Annotated in this window: 13 protein-coding genes; 8 read left to right on the forward strand and 5 right to left on the reverse strand. The window is 72.0% G+C overall.

The window, feature by feature from the left end; translation table 11 throughout:
• Positions 1–386: 386 nt before the first annotated feature.
• The 3 genes from ABGB06_RS15265 (at position 387) to ABGB06_RS15275 (ending at position 3,952) form a co-directional block, all read left to right on the forward strand.
• On the forward strand, positions 387–1,583 hold the full coding sequence (locus ABGB06_RS15265) for a hypothetical protein (protein ID WP_347589434.1): 1,197 nt from the start codon (positions 387–389) through the stop codon (positions 1,581–1,583).
• A 261-nt stretch (positions 1,584–1,844) separates the two neighbouring features.
• Complete coding sequence (locus tag ABGB06_RS15270) at positions 1,845–3,032, forward strand: DUF5005 domain-containing protein (RefSeq protein WP_347589435.1); 1,188 nt, start codon at positions 1,845–1,847, stop codon at positions 3,030–3,032.
• A 272-nt stretch (positions 3,033–3,304) separates the two neighbouring features.
• Positions 3,305–3,952: a lytic polysaccharide monooxygenase auxiliary activity family 9 protein gene (locus ABGB06_RS15275; protein ID WP_347589437.1), complete on the forward strand. Its 648-nt coding sequence runs from the start codon at positions 3,305–3,307 to the stop codon at positions 3,950–3,952.
• 1,092 nt (positions 3,953–5,044) lie between these two features.
• Here ABGB06_RS15275 and ABGB06_RS15280 read toward each other — a convergent pair.
• Entirely contained in the window at positions 5,045–6,091 is a 1,047-nt protein-coding gene (locus tag ABGB06_RS15280) for a LacI family DNA-binding transcriptional regulator (protein ID WP_347589439.1), read from the reverse strand.
• Between the two features lie 295 nt (positions 6,092–6,386).
• Here ABGB06_RS15280 and ABGB06_RS15285 point away from each other — a divergent pair, with 295 nt between their 5' ends.
• The 3 genes from ABGB06_RS15285 to ABGB06_RS15295 are packed head-to-tail and all read left to right on the forward strand — an operon-like array spanning position 6,387 to position 9,532.
• Positions 6,387–7,322, forward strand: coding sequence for a sugar ABC transporter permease (locus ABGB06_RS15285; RefSeq protein WP_347589441.1), 936 nt, complete (start codon positions 6,387–6,389; stop codon positions 7,320–7,322).
• The gene (locus tag ABGB06_RS15290; RefSeq protein ID WP_347589443.1) at positions 7,315–8,196 is read left to right on the forward strand and encodes a carbohydrate ABC transporter permease; all 882 of its coding nucleotides are present in this window, start codon (positions 7,315–7,317) and stop codon (positions 8,194–8,196) included. Before ABGB06_RS15285 ends, ABGB06_RS15290 begins: the two co-directional genes overlap by 8 nt.
• A gap of 25 nt (positions 8,197–8,221) precedes the next feature.
• Positions 8,222–9,532 (forward strand): sugar ABC transporter substrate-binding protein, encoded by a 1,311-nt coding sequence (locus tag ABGB06_RS15295; protein ID WP_347589445.1) that lies wholly within the window; start codon positions 8,222–8,224, stop codon positions 9,530–9,532.
• A 30-nt stretch (positions 9,533–9,562) separates the two neighbouring features.
• Here ABGB06_RS15295 and ABGB06_RS15300 read toward each other — a convergent pair whose 3' ends face one another.
• Positions 9,563–9,979: a DUF2267 domain-containing protein gene (locus tag ABGB06_RS15300; RefSeq protein WP_347589447.1), complete on the reverse strand. Its 417-nt coding sequence runs from the start codon at positions 9,977–9,979 to the stop codon at positions 9,563–9,565.
• A gap of 184 nt (positions 9,980–10,163) precedes the next feature.
• Between ABGB06_RS15300 and ABGB06_RS15305 the strand changes: the two genes are divergently transcribed.
• A complete protein-coding gene (locus ABGB06_RS15305) occupies positions 10,164–11,684 on the forward strand; it encodes an MFS transporter (RefSeq protein ID WP_347589449.1) in 1,521 nt (506 codons plus the stop codon).
• A gap of 48 nt (positions 11,685–11,732) precedes the next feature.
• On the opposite strand, the gene ABGB06_RS15310 is transcribed toward ABGB06_RS15305, so the two are convergent.
• From ABGB06_RS15310 to ABGB06_RS15320, 3 genes are all read right to left on the reverse strand, one after another.
• A complete protein-coding gene (locus ABGB06_RS15310) occupies positions 11,733–12,566 on the reverse strand; it encodes a geranyl diphosphate 2-C-methyltransferase (RefSeq protein WP_347589451.1) in 834 nt (277 codons plus the stop codon).
• A 43-nt stretch (positions 12,567–12,609) separates the two neighbouring features.
• On the reverse strand, positions 12,610–13,740 hold the full coding sequence (locus ABGB06_RS15315) for a family 2 encapsulin nanocompartment cargo protein terpene cyclase (protein WP_347589453.1): 1,131 nt from the start codon (positions 13,738–13,740) through the stop codon (positions 12,610–12,612).
• Between the two features lie 317 nt (positions 13,741–14,057).
• On the reverse strand, positions 14,058–14,684 hold the full coding sequence (locus tag ABGB06_RS15320) for an HAD-IA family hydrolase (protein WP_347589455.1): 627 nt from the start codon (positions 14,682–14,684) through the stop codon (positions 14,058–14,060).
• A gap of 78 nt (positions 14,685–14,762) precedes the next feature.
• Between ABGB06_RS15320 and ABGB06_RS15325 the strand changes: the two genes are divergently transcribed.
• Positions 14,763–15,119: a VOC family protein gene (locus tag ABGB06_RS15325; protein ID WP_347589457.1), complete on the forward strand. Its 357-nt coding sequence runs from the start codon at positions 14,763–14,765 to the stop codon at positions 15,117–15,119.
• Position 15,120 lies beyond the last annotated feature (1 nt).

Here is a 15,120-nt window from a genome sequence, read left to right on the forward strand (position 1 = left end):
AAACCAATTCCGCAAACATGCGCAAGGCGCTCCGGAATATTCCGCCACCACCCCCCGCAAAGGGCCGCGGAGAGGCGTTTCTCGTCATTCCGCTTGACACGCCTTTTCGCCCGTCCCTAGCTTGCTTGCGCGTTCGATCCGCCCCGCGACTTTTTGGTGAGCTGCGGGACCACGGGCGCCGCGACGTGCCGGGACCAGCCGCCCAGATCCCGGAGAAACGACGCGTGGTCCGCCCTCGCCGAGCCGCTGACGAGCCCGCGACCACGGCCACGAGAGCTCGGCTCATCCGGCGCTCGGCGCCGGACGCAATTCCACCCCGTCCGTTCGGGGGACCGTCGCACCGCGAGCGGACGAACCGTCTCCTACTCGCCACGAGGAGAATTCCCTTGACGGCCTCATTCCGCATCAGTCGCAGGGCCGCACTCGCCGCCCTCGCGGGAACCGCGGCCGGCGGCACCGCCCTCGCCGCCACCGCCACCGGCACCACCAGGGCCGGCGCCGCCGCGTGCTCGCCGCTGCCCGGGAACCTTCCCTCCCCCGGATCCCTCCCGTCGATCCCCGAACTGCCTGACCCGTTCACCACCTACGAGGGCACCCGGCTCGCCAGCCCGGACGAGTGGGCCTGCCGCCGGGCGCAGCTCAGCGAGTTGATCCAGAACTACGAGTACGGGCACCTGCCGGCCGGTTCCGCCACCGGAAGCCGGAACGGCAGCACGCTGACCGTGAACGCCCGCGGCCTCGTCGGCTCGGCCTCGTTCACCGCGACCGTCCGCCTGCCCAGCGGCTCCGGACCGTTCCCGGCCCTCATCCTGCTGAACGGGCTGGCCGCCAGCGCCACCAGCCGCGGATACGCCGAGGTCACCATCAATCCGAACGCCATCGCCGCCGACGGCGGCCCCAAGACGGGCGCGTTCTGGCAGGCCAACGGCACGGCGGGGGTGGACACCGGCGGGCTGATGGCCTGGGCCTGGGGCGTGCACCGCACCCTGGACGCGATCGAGGCCGCGGTGCCGGAGATCGACGCCACGAAGGTCGGCGTGTCGGGCTACTCCCGGTACGGCAAGGCGGCCCTGGTGGCCGGCGCGTTCGACGAGCGGATCGCCCTGACCGTCCCCGGCTCCTCGGGCACGGCGGGCATGGGCAACTACCGCTTCTTCTACTCCAACGACCGGGAGGACATCGACGACATCGTCCTCGGCGCCCCCTACTGGGTCACGCCGGAGATGGTCGGATTCGCGGGGCAGCCCACCCGGCTGCCCATCGACCAGCACTCGGTCGCGGCGCTCGTCGCGCCCCGGCCGCTGCTGACCACCAACGGCACCGAGGGCTCGGACATCAGGACCAACCCGCAGGGCATCGCCGCCACCCACCGGGCGGCCCGGATGGTCTACACGTACCTCGGCGCCGAGGACCGGATCGGCATCGCCTACCGCCCCGGCGGCCACCAGCTCGACATCAACGACTACAACGCGATCATGGACTTCGCCGACTGGCATCTCCGCGGCCGGCAGCCCACCCGCGACTTCAACCAGATCCCCTATCCGGAGGACCCCGCCGCGATCCCCTGGACGATTCCCGGCTGAGCTCTCTGCCCGGCTGAGCCCGGGAACCGGGAGTCGGGTCCGCGAACGAGGCGACGGGCCATCAGCACGCCGGAACGGTGGGCCCGTCGCCCCCGCGCACCGCCCTCGGCGACGACCGGGCGGACCGGGCGATGACGGAGGGGTTCTCAGCGGCAACAGCCGTGGTTATCGTTAACACGGCTCCACGCCTCCCGGCTGGGAGCGTCCCCGACGGCTGGAGGTAGCGACGCGATGGGCGGTTCCAGGTTGACGCGGAGGGTCGTGCTGCGTCGGATCGCGTTGCCCGCGACGGCGGCGCTGGTGGCCGCCGCGGCCGCCGTGCCCGGCAGCGCCGCGACGCCCGCGCCGCCCCGGGCGGCCGAGGTGTGCGCCGGCGTGCCTGCGCCGAGCGTCGAGAGCGCCGCCCCCGACACCGCCCTGACCGAGGACTTCGCCCGGTACGCGACCGAGCCGACGACCGGTGCGGGGCACTGGACCGGCGCGGACAGCACCTACTCGGCGGAGCTGCCCGGCGGGGACCGGCTGTGGATCTTCTCGGACACGTTCCTCGGCCAGGTGAATCCGGACGGCAGCCGATCCCCGACCGTCGGGGACGGGGGGACGACGCCGTTCCTCAACAACACCTTCGTACGCACCCGGCCCGACGGCGACCTGAGCACCATCACCGGCGGGACCGAGCAGGACCCGGAGTCGCTGCTCCCGCCGCCGGCGGCGGACCACTGGTACTGGGCCCGGGACGGGATGGTGCTGGACGGCGAACTCAACGTGATCTACAGCGAGTTCCGGCGGACCGGCTCCGGATCGCTCGACTTCGCCTGGGACCGCAACGTGCTGGCGCGCTTCCCGCTCGACGGGCTCGGCGAGCCGACCAGCGTCACGGAGATCCCCTCGGCGACCGGCATCTCCTGGGGCGCGTGGCTGCTCAGGGACGGCGGCCACACCTACGTCTACGGTTCGGAGGACCTCGGCGCGGAGAAGTTCATGCACGTCGCCCGGGTGGCCGGCGCCGATCTTCAACAGCCGTGGGAGTACCGGACGGCGGACGGCGGCTGGTCGACGCGGGAGTCGGACTCGGCCCGGATCGACGCCGACGCCGGGTCGAGCGTCCTCGTGTCCAACGAGTTCAGCGTGGCCCGGCACGGCGACGTCTACGTGCTGGTCACCCAGGAGTTGGACGAGCCCTTCTCGGCCGAGATCGACCTGATGTTCTCCTGCTCGCCCACCGGCCCGTTCGTCCACGAGACCACCGCGTACCGCACGCCGGAGACCGGCGCGACCGGCTCGTACGGGAACCCCAACGTCTTCACCTACAACCCGCACGAACACCGCGGGCTCGGCGACGACGACGAGTTGCTGGTGTCCTACAACGTCAACAGCCTGGTCGGCAGCGACCTGTACGCCGACGCGTCGATCTACCGCCCGCGGTTCGTCGAGATCACCCTCGGCTGAGCCGCGGGGCGGGCGGCGGCAGGAACCGGGCGGCGGCCTCGGACCGCCGCTCGGGGCCGCCGCCGGAGGACGCCCAACCGCCCCGTGTCGAGGCGGATTCCGGGCGCTTCGAGGCGCTCGGAGGGCGGGTCCGCAGGCGCGCATTGAACGTTTCAATCGGCCCCTGGCCGGGTAAGACGCCGAACATTGGGAGCGCTCCCAACCGGTACTCATCCCACCCCCCTCCCGGACGAGGAGTCGCAGTGTTAACGCTTCGACACAGACACACGGACATGCGCGGCTGGTCCCTCCGCGCCCTCCTGGCGGCGCTGGCCGCCGCCGTCCTGCTGGTGACGCCGTGGTCCACCCCGAGCGCCTCCGCCCACGGCTCGACCGCGGACCCCCTGTCCCGCAACTACGGCTGCTGGCAGCGCTGGGGAAGCGACTTCCAGAACCCGACCATGCAGCAGCAGGACCCCATGTGCTGGCAGGCATGGCAGCACGACACCAACGCCATGTGGAACTGGAACGGCCTGTACCGCGAGGGCACCGGAGGCAACTTCCCGGCCTTCATCCCCGACAACCAGCTCTGCAGCGCGGGCCACACCGGTGACGGCCGGTACAACTCCATGGACAACCCGGGCGCGTGGAAGACCTCCGATATCGGCAACAACTTCACGGTCGACATCCTGGACCAGGCGTACCACGGCGCCGACTACCTCCAGGTCTACGTCACCAAACAGGGCTACAACGCCCAGACGGACGCCCTCGACTGGGGCGACCTGGAGCGGGTGGCCAACACGGGCAGGTACGCGCCCGCCAACCACTACACCGTCAACGTCAGTGCGCCCGGCCGCTCCGGGCACCACGTCGTCTACACGATCTGGAAGGCCTCGCACGCCGACCAGATCTACTTCTTCTGCAGCGACGTGACCTTCTGAGCCGTTCGCTGACGCGCGCCACACCTCGCCTGGTCCGCCCGGACGCCTGTCGCATCCGGGCGGGGCCAGCGAACGGCGCCTCCCGCGCGTGACCCTGGTGGACGACGATGCCCCGCCCGACTCGGTCCGGGCGCGGGCGCTCCGTCATGTCGGCGGGGCTCCGGAGCGTTGGCGGCTGGCGGCGCGGCCGGCACTGGGCGCCCGGCGCGGCGCGCGCCGCCTGGAGCGCGGATGCGGGAGGCCGAGCGCTCACGCTGCGACGGGTCGCGCTGTGGGCGCCCACGTGGACGGACGAGCTGAGCACCGCGCTGACCGCCGCTGGTACCGGCCGGACATGGGTGACCTGGCCGGTCTCTTCGCCCCGCCACGCGGCGAAGGAGTAGCAGGTCGCGCTCTTCGGCGACAGAGCGTGCGTGGACCCGCTGGCGGCCGGTCCCGCCCCCTGCCCGCGCCGCCGGCGCACCCGGGGGCGGAGCGTCCTCCGCGCCCCCGGCAACTCTTCGCCGTGCGGAGGCGACCAGAGAGGTGACACGCGGGGCGCGCACCTCACCCCCACACAACCCCGCGTGCGCACCCCTAGGAGGTTCCTGTGCGTTTCCGGTTGATCGCTCCCCTCGCCACCGCCTTCGCCGCCACCCTCGCCCTTCCCCAGGCGGCCTCGGCCGCCGAGACCGGGCCCGAGCCGCTCATCATCGGCGGCGAGGTCGTCTCCGACGCCCCCTGGGCGGCGGCGGTCTTCAACAACGGGGGCCGGCCGGGTGAGGTCGCCCCGATCCCACCCGGCCGGGCCTCGCCAACCCGGGCCGCCGCGCCACGTCGTGGGGGCGGGGGGGCCGGGCGGCCGGGCGCCGGGGTACGGGGTGCGCGAGGAGTCCCACCTAACGGGACTCCTCGCGCACGAACGCCCGACGCGGCCACGCCAACCCACGGTTCCGGCATCTCGCGTGCGACAGGCCCTACGAGCGGTGGCTGTTGATCGAGCCGGCGATCACGGCATGGCACGACGGGCACCGTGCGGACCCGCCGGGGCGCGGCACGGGCCGGCGCCGGCGAGCGGCAGCCGCCGGGCGGCTTCTCCGGACACGCCGGGAGCTAGGGTGTGTGGCCGGGCGCGGGCCCCGTGGACTCCCGCAGGATGACGCGGTTGAGATCGCGGACGTCCAGCTGGCTCACCGGCGGCTCCCCGCGCAGCAGGGTGAGCAGCCGGCGGACCGCCACCCGCCCCTGATTCTCCCGGTCCACCCTGACGGTGGTCAGCGGCGGCGTGAAGTAGCGGCCCACCTCGTCGTCGTCCCAGCCGAAGACGCTCACGTCCCGCGGCACGTCGACGCCCAGGCTCCGCAGTCCGCCGATGACGCCGAACGCGACCGGATCGGACGCGGCGAACACGGCCGTGGCTCCAGAGCCGGCGATGACCTCGACCGCCGCCTCCCAGCCGGCCCTCGCGGTCCAGTCGCCCTCGACCACCGCCCGCGATTCCAGCCCCAGTTCGGCGAGGGTCGCCTCGTACACCTCGCGGCGGCTCCGCGCGCTGGCCCACTCCGGGGGCCCGGTGACGTGCGCGAACCGGCGGTGCCCGAGCGCCGCCAGATGCCGCAGGATGTCGGCGGCCACCGCGGCGTCGGCGAAGACGCCGCGCGAGCGCATGTCGTCGTCGTACGCGCCGTCGACCAGGGTCGGCACCCGTGACTCGGAAAGCGCCGTGCGCTCCGCCTCGCCCAGCGGGCTGAACGACAGGATGCCGTCGACGCTCTCCGGCCGGAGCAGCGATTCGAGCCGGGCCGCCCGCTGGGCCGAGTCGCCGCCCAGGCTCACCACGTCCAGCAGGTATCCGGCGTCGTGCGCCTCGGCCGCGGCGCCGCCGAGCACGTGCGTCGGCACCCGCTCCGTCGCGTTGGGCAGGATGACGGCGATCCGGTTCGACCGGCGGGTCCGCATGGTCCGGGCCGCCAGGTTCGGCCGGTACCCGAGCTCCGCCACCGCCTGCGACACCCTCTGGAGGGTGTCGGGGCGCATGGTCGGGTCCTTGCGCAGGAAACGCGACACGGTCTGGTGCGAGACGCCGGCCAGCCGGGCCACCTCGTAGATCGTCGGAGGCTTCTTCCCGGAGGCCGTCGGCGCCGTCGGTTGCTCCACCATGCGCGTACCCCTCCCTGTGGTCAGCCCCGCCGGTGCGGGGCCGCAGTCTACCGGGACGAGCGGGGAGTAACCCGGGAATAACGGCGCCCCGCCCCGGTAACCGGCGCCGGATCAAACGACGCAAAGGTCTTGTGTGATCGATAACTTAACCCTAGAGTCCAGTCCCACTGCAAGCGCTTACCGCAGGTGGGACGCCTGCTGCCGCGGCACAGGTCTCAACCGCGGGGCACTCAGGCAGAGGTACTCGAGGAGGAGCACACGTGCATCCGATACACCGACGCACGGGACGGCCCCGATGAGTGCGCTGGGCGAGTTCCGGTCGCTGCGGCGGTCGCGCTCCCGGGCGAGCACGAGCGAGGAGACGCGGGACAGCAAGGCCGCGGCGATCTTCCTGGCTCCGTGGCTGATCGGCCTGCTCGGCATCACGATCGGGCCGATGATCGCCTCGCTCTATCTGGCGTTCACGGACTACAACCTGCTGCAGGACCCGGAGTTCACCGGGCTGGAGAACATCCGCCGGATGTTCTCCGACGACCGGCTCGCGCAGTCCCTCCAGGTCACCTTCACCTACGTGATCGTGTCCGTCCCGCTGCAGTTGGTGGCCGCCCTGGGCCTGGCCCTGCTCCTGGACCGCGGCATCCGCGGCCTGCCGCTGTACCGGTCCATCCTCTACCTGCCCTCGCTGCTGGGCGCGAGCGTGGCGATCGCCGTGCTGTGGCGCCTGGTGTTCGGCGCCGACGGCCTGGTGAACTCCTTCCTCGACCTCTTCGGCATCGAGGGCCGGGGCTGGGTCTCCGACCCGGACACCGCGCTGAGCACGCTGATCATCCTGCACGTGTGGACCTTCGGCGCCCCGATGGTGATCTTCCTGGCCGGGCTGCGGCAGATCCCCCGCGAGCTGTACGAGGCAGCCGCCACCGACGGCGCCTCCCGCAGGCGGCAGCTGTTCTCCATCACGCTGCCGCTGCTGAGCCCGATCATCTTCTTCAACCTCGTGCTCGGCCTGATCGGCAGCTTCCAGTCCTTCACCCAGGCCTTCATCGTCTCCAACGGAACCGGCGGGCCCAACGACTCCACGCTGTTCTTCTCGCTGTACCTCTACCAGGAGGGCTTCACCAGCTTCCGCATGGGCTACGCCTCCGCCCTCGCCTGGCTCCTGCTGATCATCATCGGCGCCTTCACCGCACTGAACTTCTGGGCCTCCAAGTATTGGGTCTTCTACAATGACTGACGCCACCGACGCCCTCCCGCCCACCGCGCGGCGCAGAAGCCCCGCCCGACGCCGGACCCTCAGCGTCCTCAAGCACACCGGCCTGGTCATCGTCTCGGCGCTGATGCTCTACCCGCTCCTGTGGATGGTGGCCAGCTCCCTGCGGCCCAACGACGACATCTTCACCAGCCCCGGCCTGCTGGTGGACACCTTCGACCTCGACCACTACCCGACCGGCTGGAACGCGCTCAGCTACCCGTTCAACACCTACCTGCTGAACTCGTTCTTCGTGGTGCTCGGGTCGGTGATCGGCAACCTGATCTCCTGCTCGATGGCGGCCTACGCCTTCGCCCGGCTACGCTTCCGCGCCCGGCGCCTCGCGTTCCTGATCATGCTGGTCACGATCATGCTGCCGATCCACGTGCTGATCATCCCGCAGTACGTGATGTACGCCCAGATCGACTGGATCAACACCTACCTGCCGCTCATCGTGCCGAAGTTCCTGGCCACGGACGCCTTCTTCATCTTCCTGATGGTGCAGTTCATCCGCGGCATCCCCCGGGAACTGGACGAGGCCGCCCGCATCGACGGCGCCGGACACGCCCGGATCTACACCCAGATCATGCTGCCGCTGATGGTCCCCGCCCTGGCCACCACGGCCATCTTCACCTTCATCTGGACCTGGAACGACTTCTTCACCCAGCTGATCTTCGTCACCAAACCCGACCTCTACACGGTCCCGGTCGCCCTGCGGTCCTTCATCGACGCCCAGACCACCTCGGACTTCGGCGCGATGTTCGCCATGAGCGTCGTCTCCCTGGTCCCCGTGTTCCTGGTGTTCCTGTTCGGCCAGCGATACCTGCTCCGCGGCATCGCCACCACCGGCGGCAAGTAGGGAGAGGAAGAACATGATCCTTCGTGTGCGACGGAGCACGCGCGCGGTCCTCGCGGCCGCGAGTGCCGGTCTTCTCCTCGCCGCCTGCGGCGTCGGGGCGGACCCCGTGCAGAACCCGAAGCTGTCCGAGGACGAGGTGACCATCAGCATGAACTGGTGGGGCGCCGACGCCAGGACGCAGCAGACCCTCGACGCCATCGAGCTGTTCGAGGAGGAGCACCCGAACATCACCGTGGAGCCGCAGTACGCCGACTGGGTCGGCTACTGGGACCGGCTGGCCACCACCACCGCCGGCGGCGACATGCCCGACGTCTCCCAGTTCGACGCGCTCTACCTCGCCTCCTATGCCGAGCGGGGCGCCCTGCTGGACCTGTCCACGGTCTCCAACATCCTGAACACCTCGGCGCTGCCGGACAACATCCTCGACACCGGCCGGGTGGGCGGCGACCTGTACGCCGTCCCCACCGGCGCCACCACCAACGGGGTCCTCATCAACACCTCGCTCTTCGAGCAGTACGGCGTCGAGATCCCGGACACCGACGACTGGACGTGGGAGGAGTTCGAGCGCGCCGCCGTGGAGCTGACCGAGGCGTCCGACGGCGAGGTGCACGGCATGAGCCCCTGGGGCTCCGACTCCTTCAGCCTCACCGTCTGGGCGCGCCAGCACGGCGGGCAGCTCTTCGACGCCGAGGGAGACCTCGCCCTCGACCCCGACCTCCTCGCCAGCTACTGGCACCGCACCCTCGACTTCATCGACAGCGGCGCCGCGCCCTCGGTGGCCCAGATCATCGAGGGCGACGGCCTGCCGCTGGACCAGGTCAGCGTGGTGACGGGCAAGTCGGCCATGTCGTTCATTCCCGCCGGACAGTTCATCGCCTACCAGTCGGCGGCGCCCGACTTCAACTACGACCTCGCCAACTGGCCCACCGACGGCGACACCCGGGAGGGGTTCCAGTACCTGAAGCCCTCCATGTACTGGTCGGCGGCGTCCACCACTGAGCATCCGGCCGAGGCGGCGCTGCTGATCGACTTCCTGACCAACGACACCCGCGTCGCCGAACTCTTCGGCCTCGACCGGGGCGAACCGGGGAACCCGGCCTTCCGCGAGGCCGCGGAGCCCCATCTGGACGACGCCGGTCGGGAGTCGCTCGCCTTCACCGAGGCGATGGCCGACGAGGTCGGCGACACCCCGCCGATCATCCCGAACGGGGCCAGCGACATCGACGCCCTGCTCAAGCGCTACTACCAGCAGGTGCTGTTCGGCGACGCCTCCCCCGAGGACGCGGCGGAGGCCTGCCTCAGCGAGCTCCAGGACTCGATCAACGCGACCGGTTGACCCGCTTCCGGGGCGGCCCGCGCGGCGGGCTCAGGAGCCGGAGTGACCCGTGCTGCCGGAGAACAGCAGCGCGGCGAGCTCGTCGTCCAACGACTGCCTGACCCGCCGCATCAGGGCCCCCTGGGTGGCCTCGTCCACGACCTCCACCACGCATCTGGCCTCGTACACCGCCTTCGGCACGTCGGCGCCGCTGCGCTCCGACACCCGGTCGAAGAACTCCCGGCTGGTCATCCGCATGCCGGTGTCCGGGAGGTCGGGCGACCTGGCCACCCGGCGCAGATGCTCCCCGATCTCCCGCGGCAGCTGCGCCGCCACATGCTCCGCGAGCGTGGGGGTGATGCGCTCGCCGAGAGTCTCCAGACTCGCCCGGGAGGCCGACTCCGCGGCGCCGCGACTGTCCAGCCGGGCCCTGGCCTGCACCTGACCGATGAACTCGTCGTGCTCCATCTCGCTGTCACTCCTCGTGATCGCCTGTGCCCCTCCCACCCGGACGCGCCGGGGCCGGTGACGAGAGCGCGAGTCCCCGCCGCCCCTCGAACTAAACGGTCATAACGCTCCGCAACGCTCATACGCCACTTCTCGCGAGAAGTCGAAAAGTGGTGATATGGCCGGCTGAGCCGACAATGGGGACATGGCGCCGACGGCGGAAGCGGGGACGGCGGGGCAGGTGGCGTTCGCCTCCGCGGACGGGCGCCGGGTACTGGCCTGCGCCGTGCTGGGCTCCGGGATGGCCTTCCTGGACGGGACGATCGTCACCGTGGCGCTGCCCCGGATAGGCGCCGATCTCGACGTTCCGCTGTCCGACCTGCAGTGGACCCTCAACGCCTACATGCTCACCCTCGCCGGCCTGCTGCTGCTCGGCGGCGGGCTCGGTGACCGGTACGGGCGGCGGCGGATCTTCGCGCTCGGGACCGTGTGGTTCACCGTGGCGTCCCTGCTGTGCGGCGCCGCGCCCACCGGCGGGACGCTCATCGCGGCCCGGGCCCTGCAGGGTGTCGGCGGGGCGCTGCTGACCCCGGGGTCGCTGGCGCTGATCCAGTCCACGTTCCGTCCCGGTGACCGGGCCAAGGCCATCGGCCTGTGGTCGGGCCTGGGCGGGGTGGCCACCGCCGGGGGCCCCTTCCTGGGCGGCTGGCTGGTGGACGGGCCCGGGTGGCGGTGGATCTTCTTCATCAACGTGCCGTTCGCCGCCGGCGTGCTGTGGCTGTCGCGGGGCGTTCCGGAGAGCCGCGACTGGCAGGCCAGCGGCAGGTTCGACCTGGTCGGTGCGGCCCTCGCCGCGCTGGCGCTGGGCGGCCTGACCTACGCGCTCATCCAGCGGGAGGTCGTGGCGGCGGTCGTCGCCGTGGTGGCCGGCGCGGCGTTCGTGGGGTGGGAGCGGCGCGCGCCGCGGCCCATGCTGCCGCTGGGCATGTTCCGCTCCCGGCTGTTCAGCGTCGTCAATCTCGTCACCCTGTGCCTGTACGCCGCCATGGGCGGCGTGTTCTTCCTGCTGCCGACCCAGCTGCAGAACGCGCTGGGCTACTCCGCCCTGTCCGCCGGCGTCGCGGCGCTCCCCACCACGGTGCTGCTGACCGCGCTGTCCGGGCCGGCCGGGGAGCTGGCCCAGCGCATCGGGCCGCGGCTGCCGATGACCGTGGGGCCGCTCGTCGCGGCCGTCGGCGTGGCGCTGCTGCACCGGGTGCATCCGGGCGGCTCGTACTGGCCCGACGTGTTCCCCGCCGTGGTGCTGCAGGGCCTGGGCATCAGCCTGTTCGTGGCCCCGCTGACGGCGACCGTGCTCGCGTCGGTCGAGGTGCGCCGGGCCGGCGTGGCGAGCGGGGTGAACAACGCCGCCGCGCGCGTCGCCCAGCTCCTCGCCGTGGCCGCGCTGCCGCTGCTCGTCGGCCTGTCCAGCGACCAGTACCGGGACGCGAACGCGCTGGACGACGCGTTCGGCGCGGCCGTGCTGATCTGCGCCGGGCTGATGGTGGTGGGCGCGGTCGTCTCGTTCGTCGCCGTGCCCAGCGAGCTCGTCGCGGCCCGGCCCGACGAGGAGGTCACCAGGCCGCGCTGCGCCCACCACTGCGCGGTGTCCGCTCCCCCGCTGGAGCCGGGTCGGGACGTCCCCCGCCGCGAGCGGGCGGGGGACGGCCGGGAGCGTCCCGGCTGAGCCGGGCGCCGGATCGGAACGGATCGGACGGATCAGACGTCGGACGGATCAGACGCGGTCGGCGGCGATGAGGAGGTACTGGAAGCTGCCGTCGCGGTAGGCGGTCAGGAAGCTGTCCTCGATGCCGGTGGCCACCGAGGAGGTGGCGCGCAGCTCCCAGTAAGGAATGGTGGCGGCGGTGAGGTCCACCACGCTGATCGGCACGAGGCGGTGCGCGAGCATCGACCTGAGGTAGCTGCCGCGGGCGTGCACGCTGCAGATGTAGCGGGCGTTGATCTCGCTGACGGCCCGGGACGGTAATCCGTAGGTGTCGTTGTAGCAGCCGGTGATGGTGACGTACCGGCCGCCGCGGGCGAGCAGCCTGGAGTGCTCGGCGAAGAGGTCGTCCAGGTTGACGTACATGGTGGACTCGTTGTTCCAGACGGCCTGGTACGCGCCCGTCTCGAAGCCGGTGTCCAGCATGTTGGTGAGGTGGAAGCGGACCCGCTCCGCGACTCCGCGCCGCTCCGCCTGCTCGGTGGCGAAGGCGACCTGGGACTCGGAGATGGTCACGCCGTCGACGCCGCAGCCGAACCGCTCGTGGGCCATGAAGCTGGTCCCGCCGCGGCCGCAGCCGGCGTCCAGCACCCGGCCGGAGGTGGGCACCTCGCCGAGGTTGTCGATGAGGAACGTCGCCTGCGCCGTCTCCAGCCGGTGCATCTCGGCGATCACCCGCTGCTCGCGGGTCTCCTCGGGGCCTTCGAGGACGGACGGGTCCACGGCGCCGATGCCGTAGTGATGGTGGTAGGTGCCGTCCACGTCGCCGAGGCGGATGTTGACGGGGTCCTTCTCACGGTTCCAGTACTCGGCCACGGACTGCTGGTACGGGCTGGCGAGAATCATGGTTCCGGACGCTCCTGTTCGCATGGGTGCTGGTGCTGGTCGATCAGACGGCGTGATAGCGGTGGGAGCTGGAGTGCCACTCCTTGCCGCCCCCCATCCACGCCCACACTCCGCCCAGGAAACGGCGCAGCTGTGGCGAGCCGGCGGCGCTCAGGGCGGCGGCCTCGGCCTCGAAGGCGTGCATCATGTCGTCGTGGATCTCGGCGGTGCGGTCGACCGCCTCCTGTAGCGAGCAGTGCTCCTCGGCGACGATCAGGTTCGGCAGGTTGGTGTCCGTGGGGTCCTCCTTGCCCATCGAGTACAGGTCGTTGAGCAGCACGCTCGCGGTGCCGGCGATCAGGTACGTGCGGCGCACCCGCGGGTCGGCGTACTCCTCCGCGGGGACCTCGTAGCCGCCGATCGGGTCCACCAGGGCCATGCAGGGGAAGAACGCGTTCTCGTACCGGTGCAGCAGGTACTCCCACACGGCGGGGGTACGTCCCGAGGTGCGCCACTGGGCCTCCTGGCCGTACCCCACGAACATCACCGCGAGCTCGTGGCGCAGCCGGGCCACCTGCGTCCAGCTCGCGTACCGCGCGAGGTAGTTGAGGGAGGAGCGGAAGGCGCGCAGGACGGGCTCCTGCTCGACGACCTGCTCGAACTGGTGCACGTAGCGGGCCGGCATCCGCACCGGGTCGACCACCGCGTGGGCGAGTGCCAGGCGGTTGCCGATCAGCTCGGGGTCGGCGTGCTCCCCCTCGTCCACCCAGTGGTCGTCCACGGCCCACTCCGACAGGGCGCACCGGGCGGCGGCCTCGAGCCGCGCCGGGTCGTCGCAGTCCGGGTGGACCAGCATCATCAGCCGCCCGAAGTCGTGGGAGCGCAGCCGGTCGATCCGGCCCTCGTAGATGCCGATCTCCTCCGCCCAGGCGACCAGCCGGTCGTTGACGTCGGCGGCGAGCGCGGGGTCGTCGCGTACGGCGTCGGGGCAGTACAGCTCCGGCACCCGGACCGCGGGGGCGTCGCGTTCGGGCTCGGGCTCGGTCGCGGGCTCGGTGGCGGGCGACGGCTCGGCGAGGGGGCGGAGTCGGGCGGCGGCGGTGCCCAGGCCGGTGGGACCGGACAGCGGCAGCGAAGGCGGTGGTGCCGGGGGTGGTGTCGGCGGCGGTGCCGGCGGGACGGAGAACGGGTGCATCGACGGCCCTTTCGGATTCCGGGGCAGGAGCGGGGGCGGCGATGTCGACGCGGCGAGCGCGCCGAGGGCATCGGGAACGGGACTGACCACGGGTGGTGACTGCCCCGACACCGGCGGAGTGACGCGCCCGAGGGCCGGTCCGAGCCCTGCCCCGCCGCTCCCGTAACCGGGCAATCTGACGATATGGCGAGGTAGCAGGGGTGTCCGGGGAACCGATGGGCAGCGGTTGCGTGGGAGCAAGGAGAGGCGTGCCGCGCGCCCCCCGCGCCGGGGTGGTCCTCCAGTGGAAGGTTTCCGCGCTACCTGGCGCCCTGACCTCAGGAGGGCGACGCGTCGAGCAGGGCGGCCAACGCGTGGCGGAGGTCGCCCGGACGCCGGTAGTGGAGCGCGGTCATGCCGGCCTCGCGGGCGGCCGTGACGTTGGCCGGGGTGTCGTCCACGAACAGGCAGCGGTGCGGGGCGGCCCCGACGCGGGCGGCGGCGACGGCGTAGACCCGGGGATCGGGCTTGGCCACGCCGATGCGGGCGGTGTTCACCACGGCGTCGGCCAGGTCGGCGAGCCCCTGCCGGTCGAGGTCCCACTCCAGGCGGGTGGTCGCGTTGGAGACCAGGGCGACGGAGACCAGCGCCCGTGCCCGGCCGAGCAGGGCGACGACGTCCTGGTCGACCCGGGGCAGCAGCGCCGACCAGGCGGCGACGGCGGCGCGGGCCCGGTCCGCCGACCCGCAGGCGGCGGCGAGGTCCACGGCCACGGCCGCGCGCCACTCCTCGTCCGTGACGGCGCCGGTGATCGCGGGCCCGAGGCGGGCGGGCGCGAAGGCGGCCGCGGCGAGCGCCCCGGTCGGGAGCCCGTGCGCGCTCTCGAGGGCGTCGGCGGCGGGCCAGTGCCGGAGCACGCCGTCGATGTCACACAGCACGGCGTCGAAGGGCGGCGCGGCGGTCATGGGTTCTCCTGGGGGACTCGCGGGCTGCTGACGATGATGGCGCACGCCCGCGGGACGCCGAGCGGCTAGGTTCGCGGAATGACCTTGAAATGGGAGCAGGTGGTGGTCGACGCCGCGGACCCGGCGGCGCTGGGCCGCTGGTGGGCGGACGCGCTCGGCTGGGTGGTGGTCCACGAGTCGGCCGAGGAGTGCGAGATCCGGCCCGAGCCGGACCGGCTCCCCGGACTGCTCTTCGCGGTGGTCGAGGACGGCAAGCTCGTGAAGAACCGGCTGCACCTCGACTTCCGCCCGGACGACCAGGACGCGGAGGTCGCCCGGCTCCTGGCGCGTGGCGCGCTGCCGGCCGACGTCGGGCAGACCGGGGGCGAGCCCTGGGTCGTCCTGGAGGACCCCGAGGGCAACGAGTTCTGCGTGCTCGCGCAGCACCACGACTGAC

Origin of the sequence: Streptomyces sp. B6B3 (genome assembly GCF_039871525.1) — a bacterium.
Taxonomy (GTDB): Bacteria; Actinomycetota; Actinomycetes; order Streptomycetales; family Streptomycetaceae; genus Streptomyces.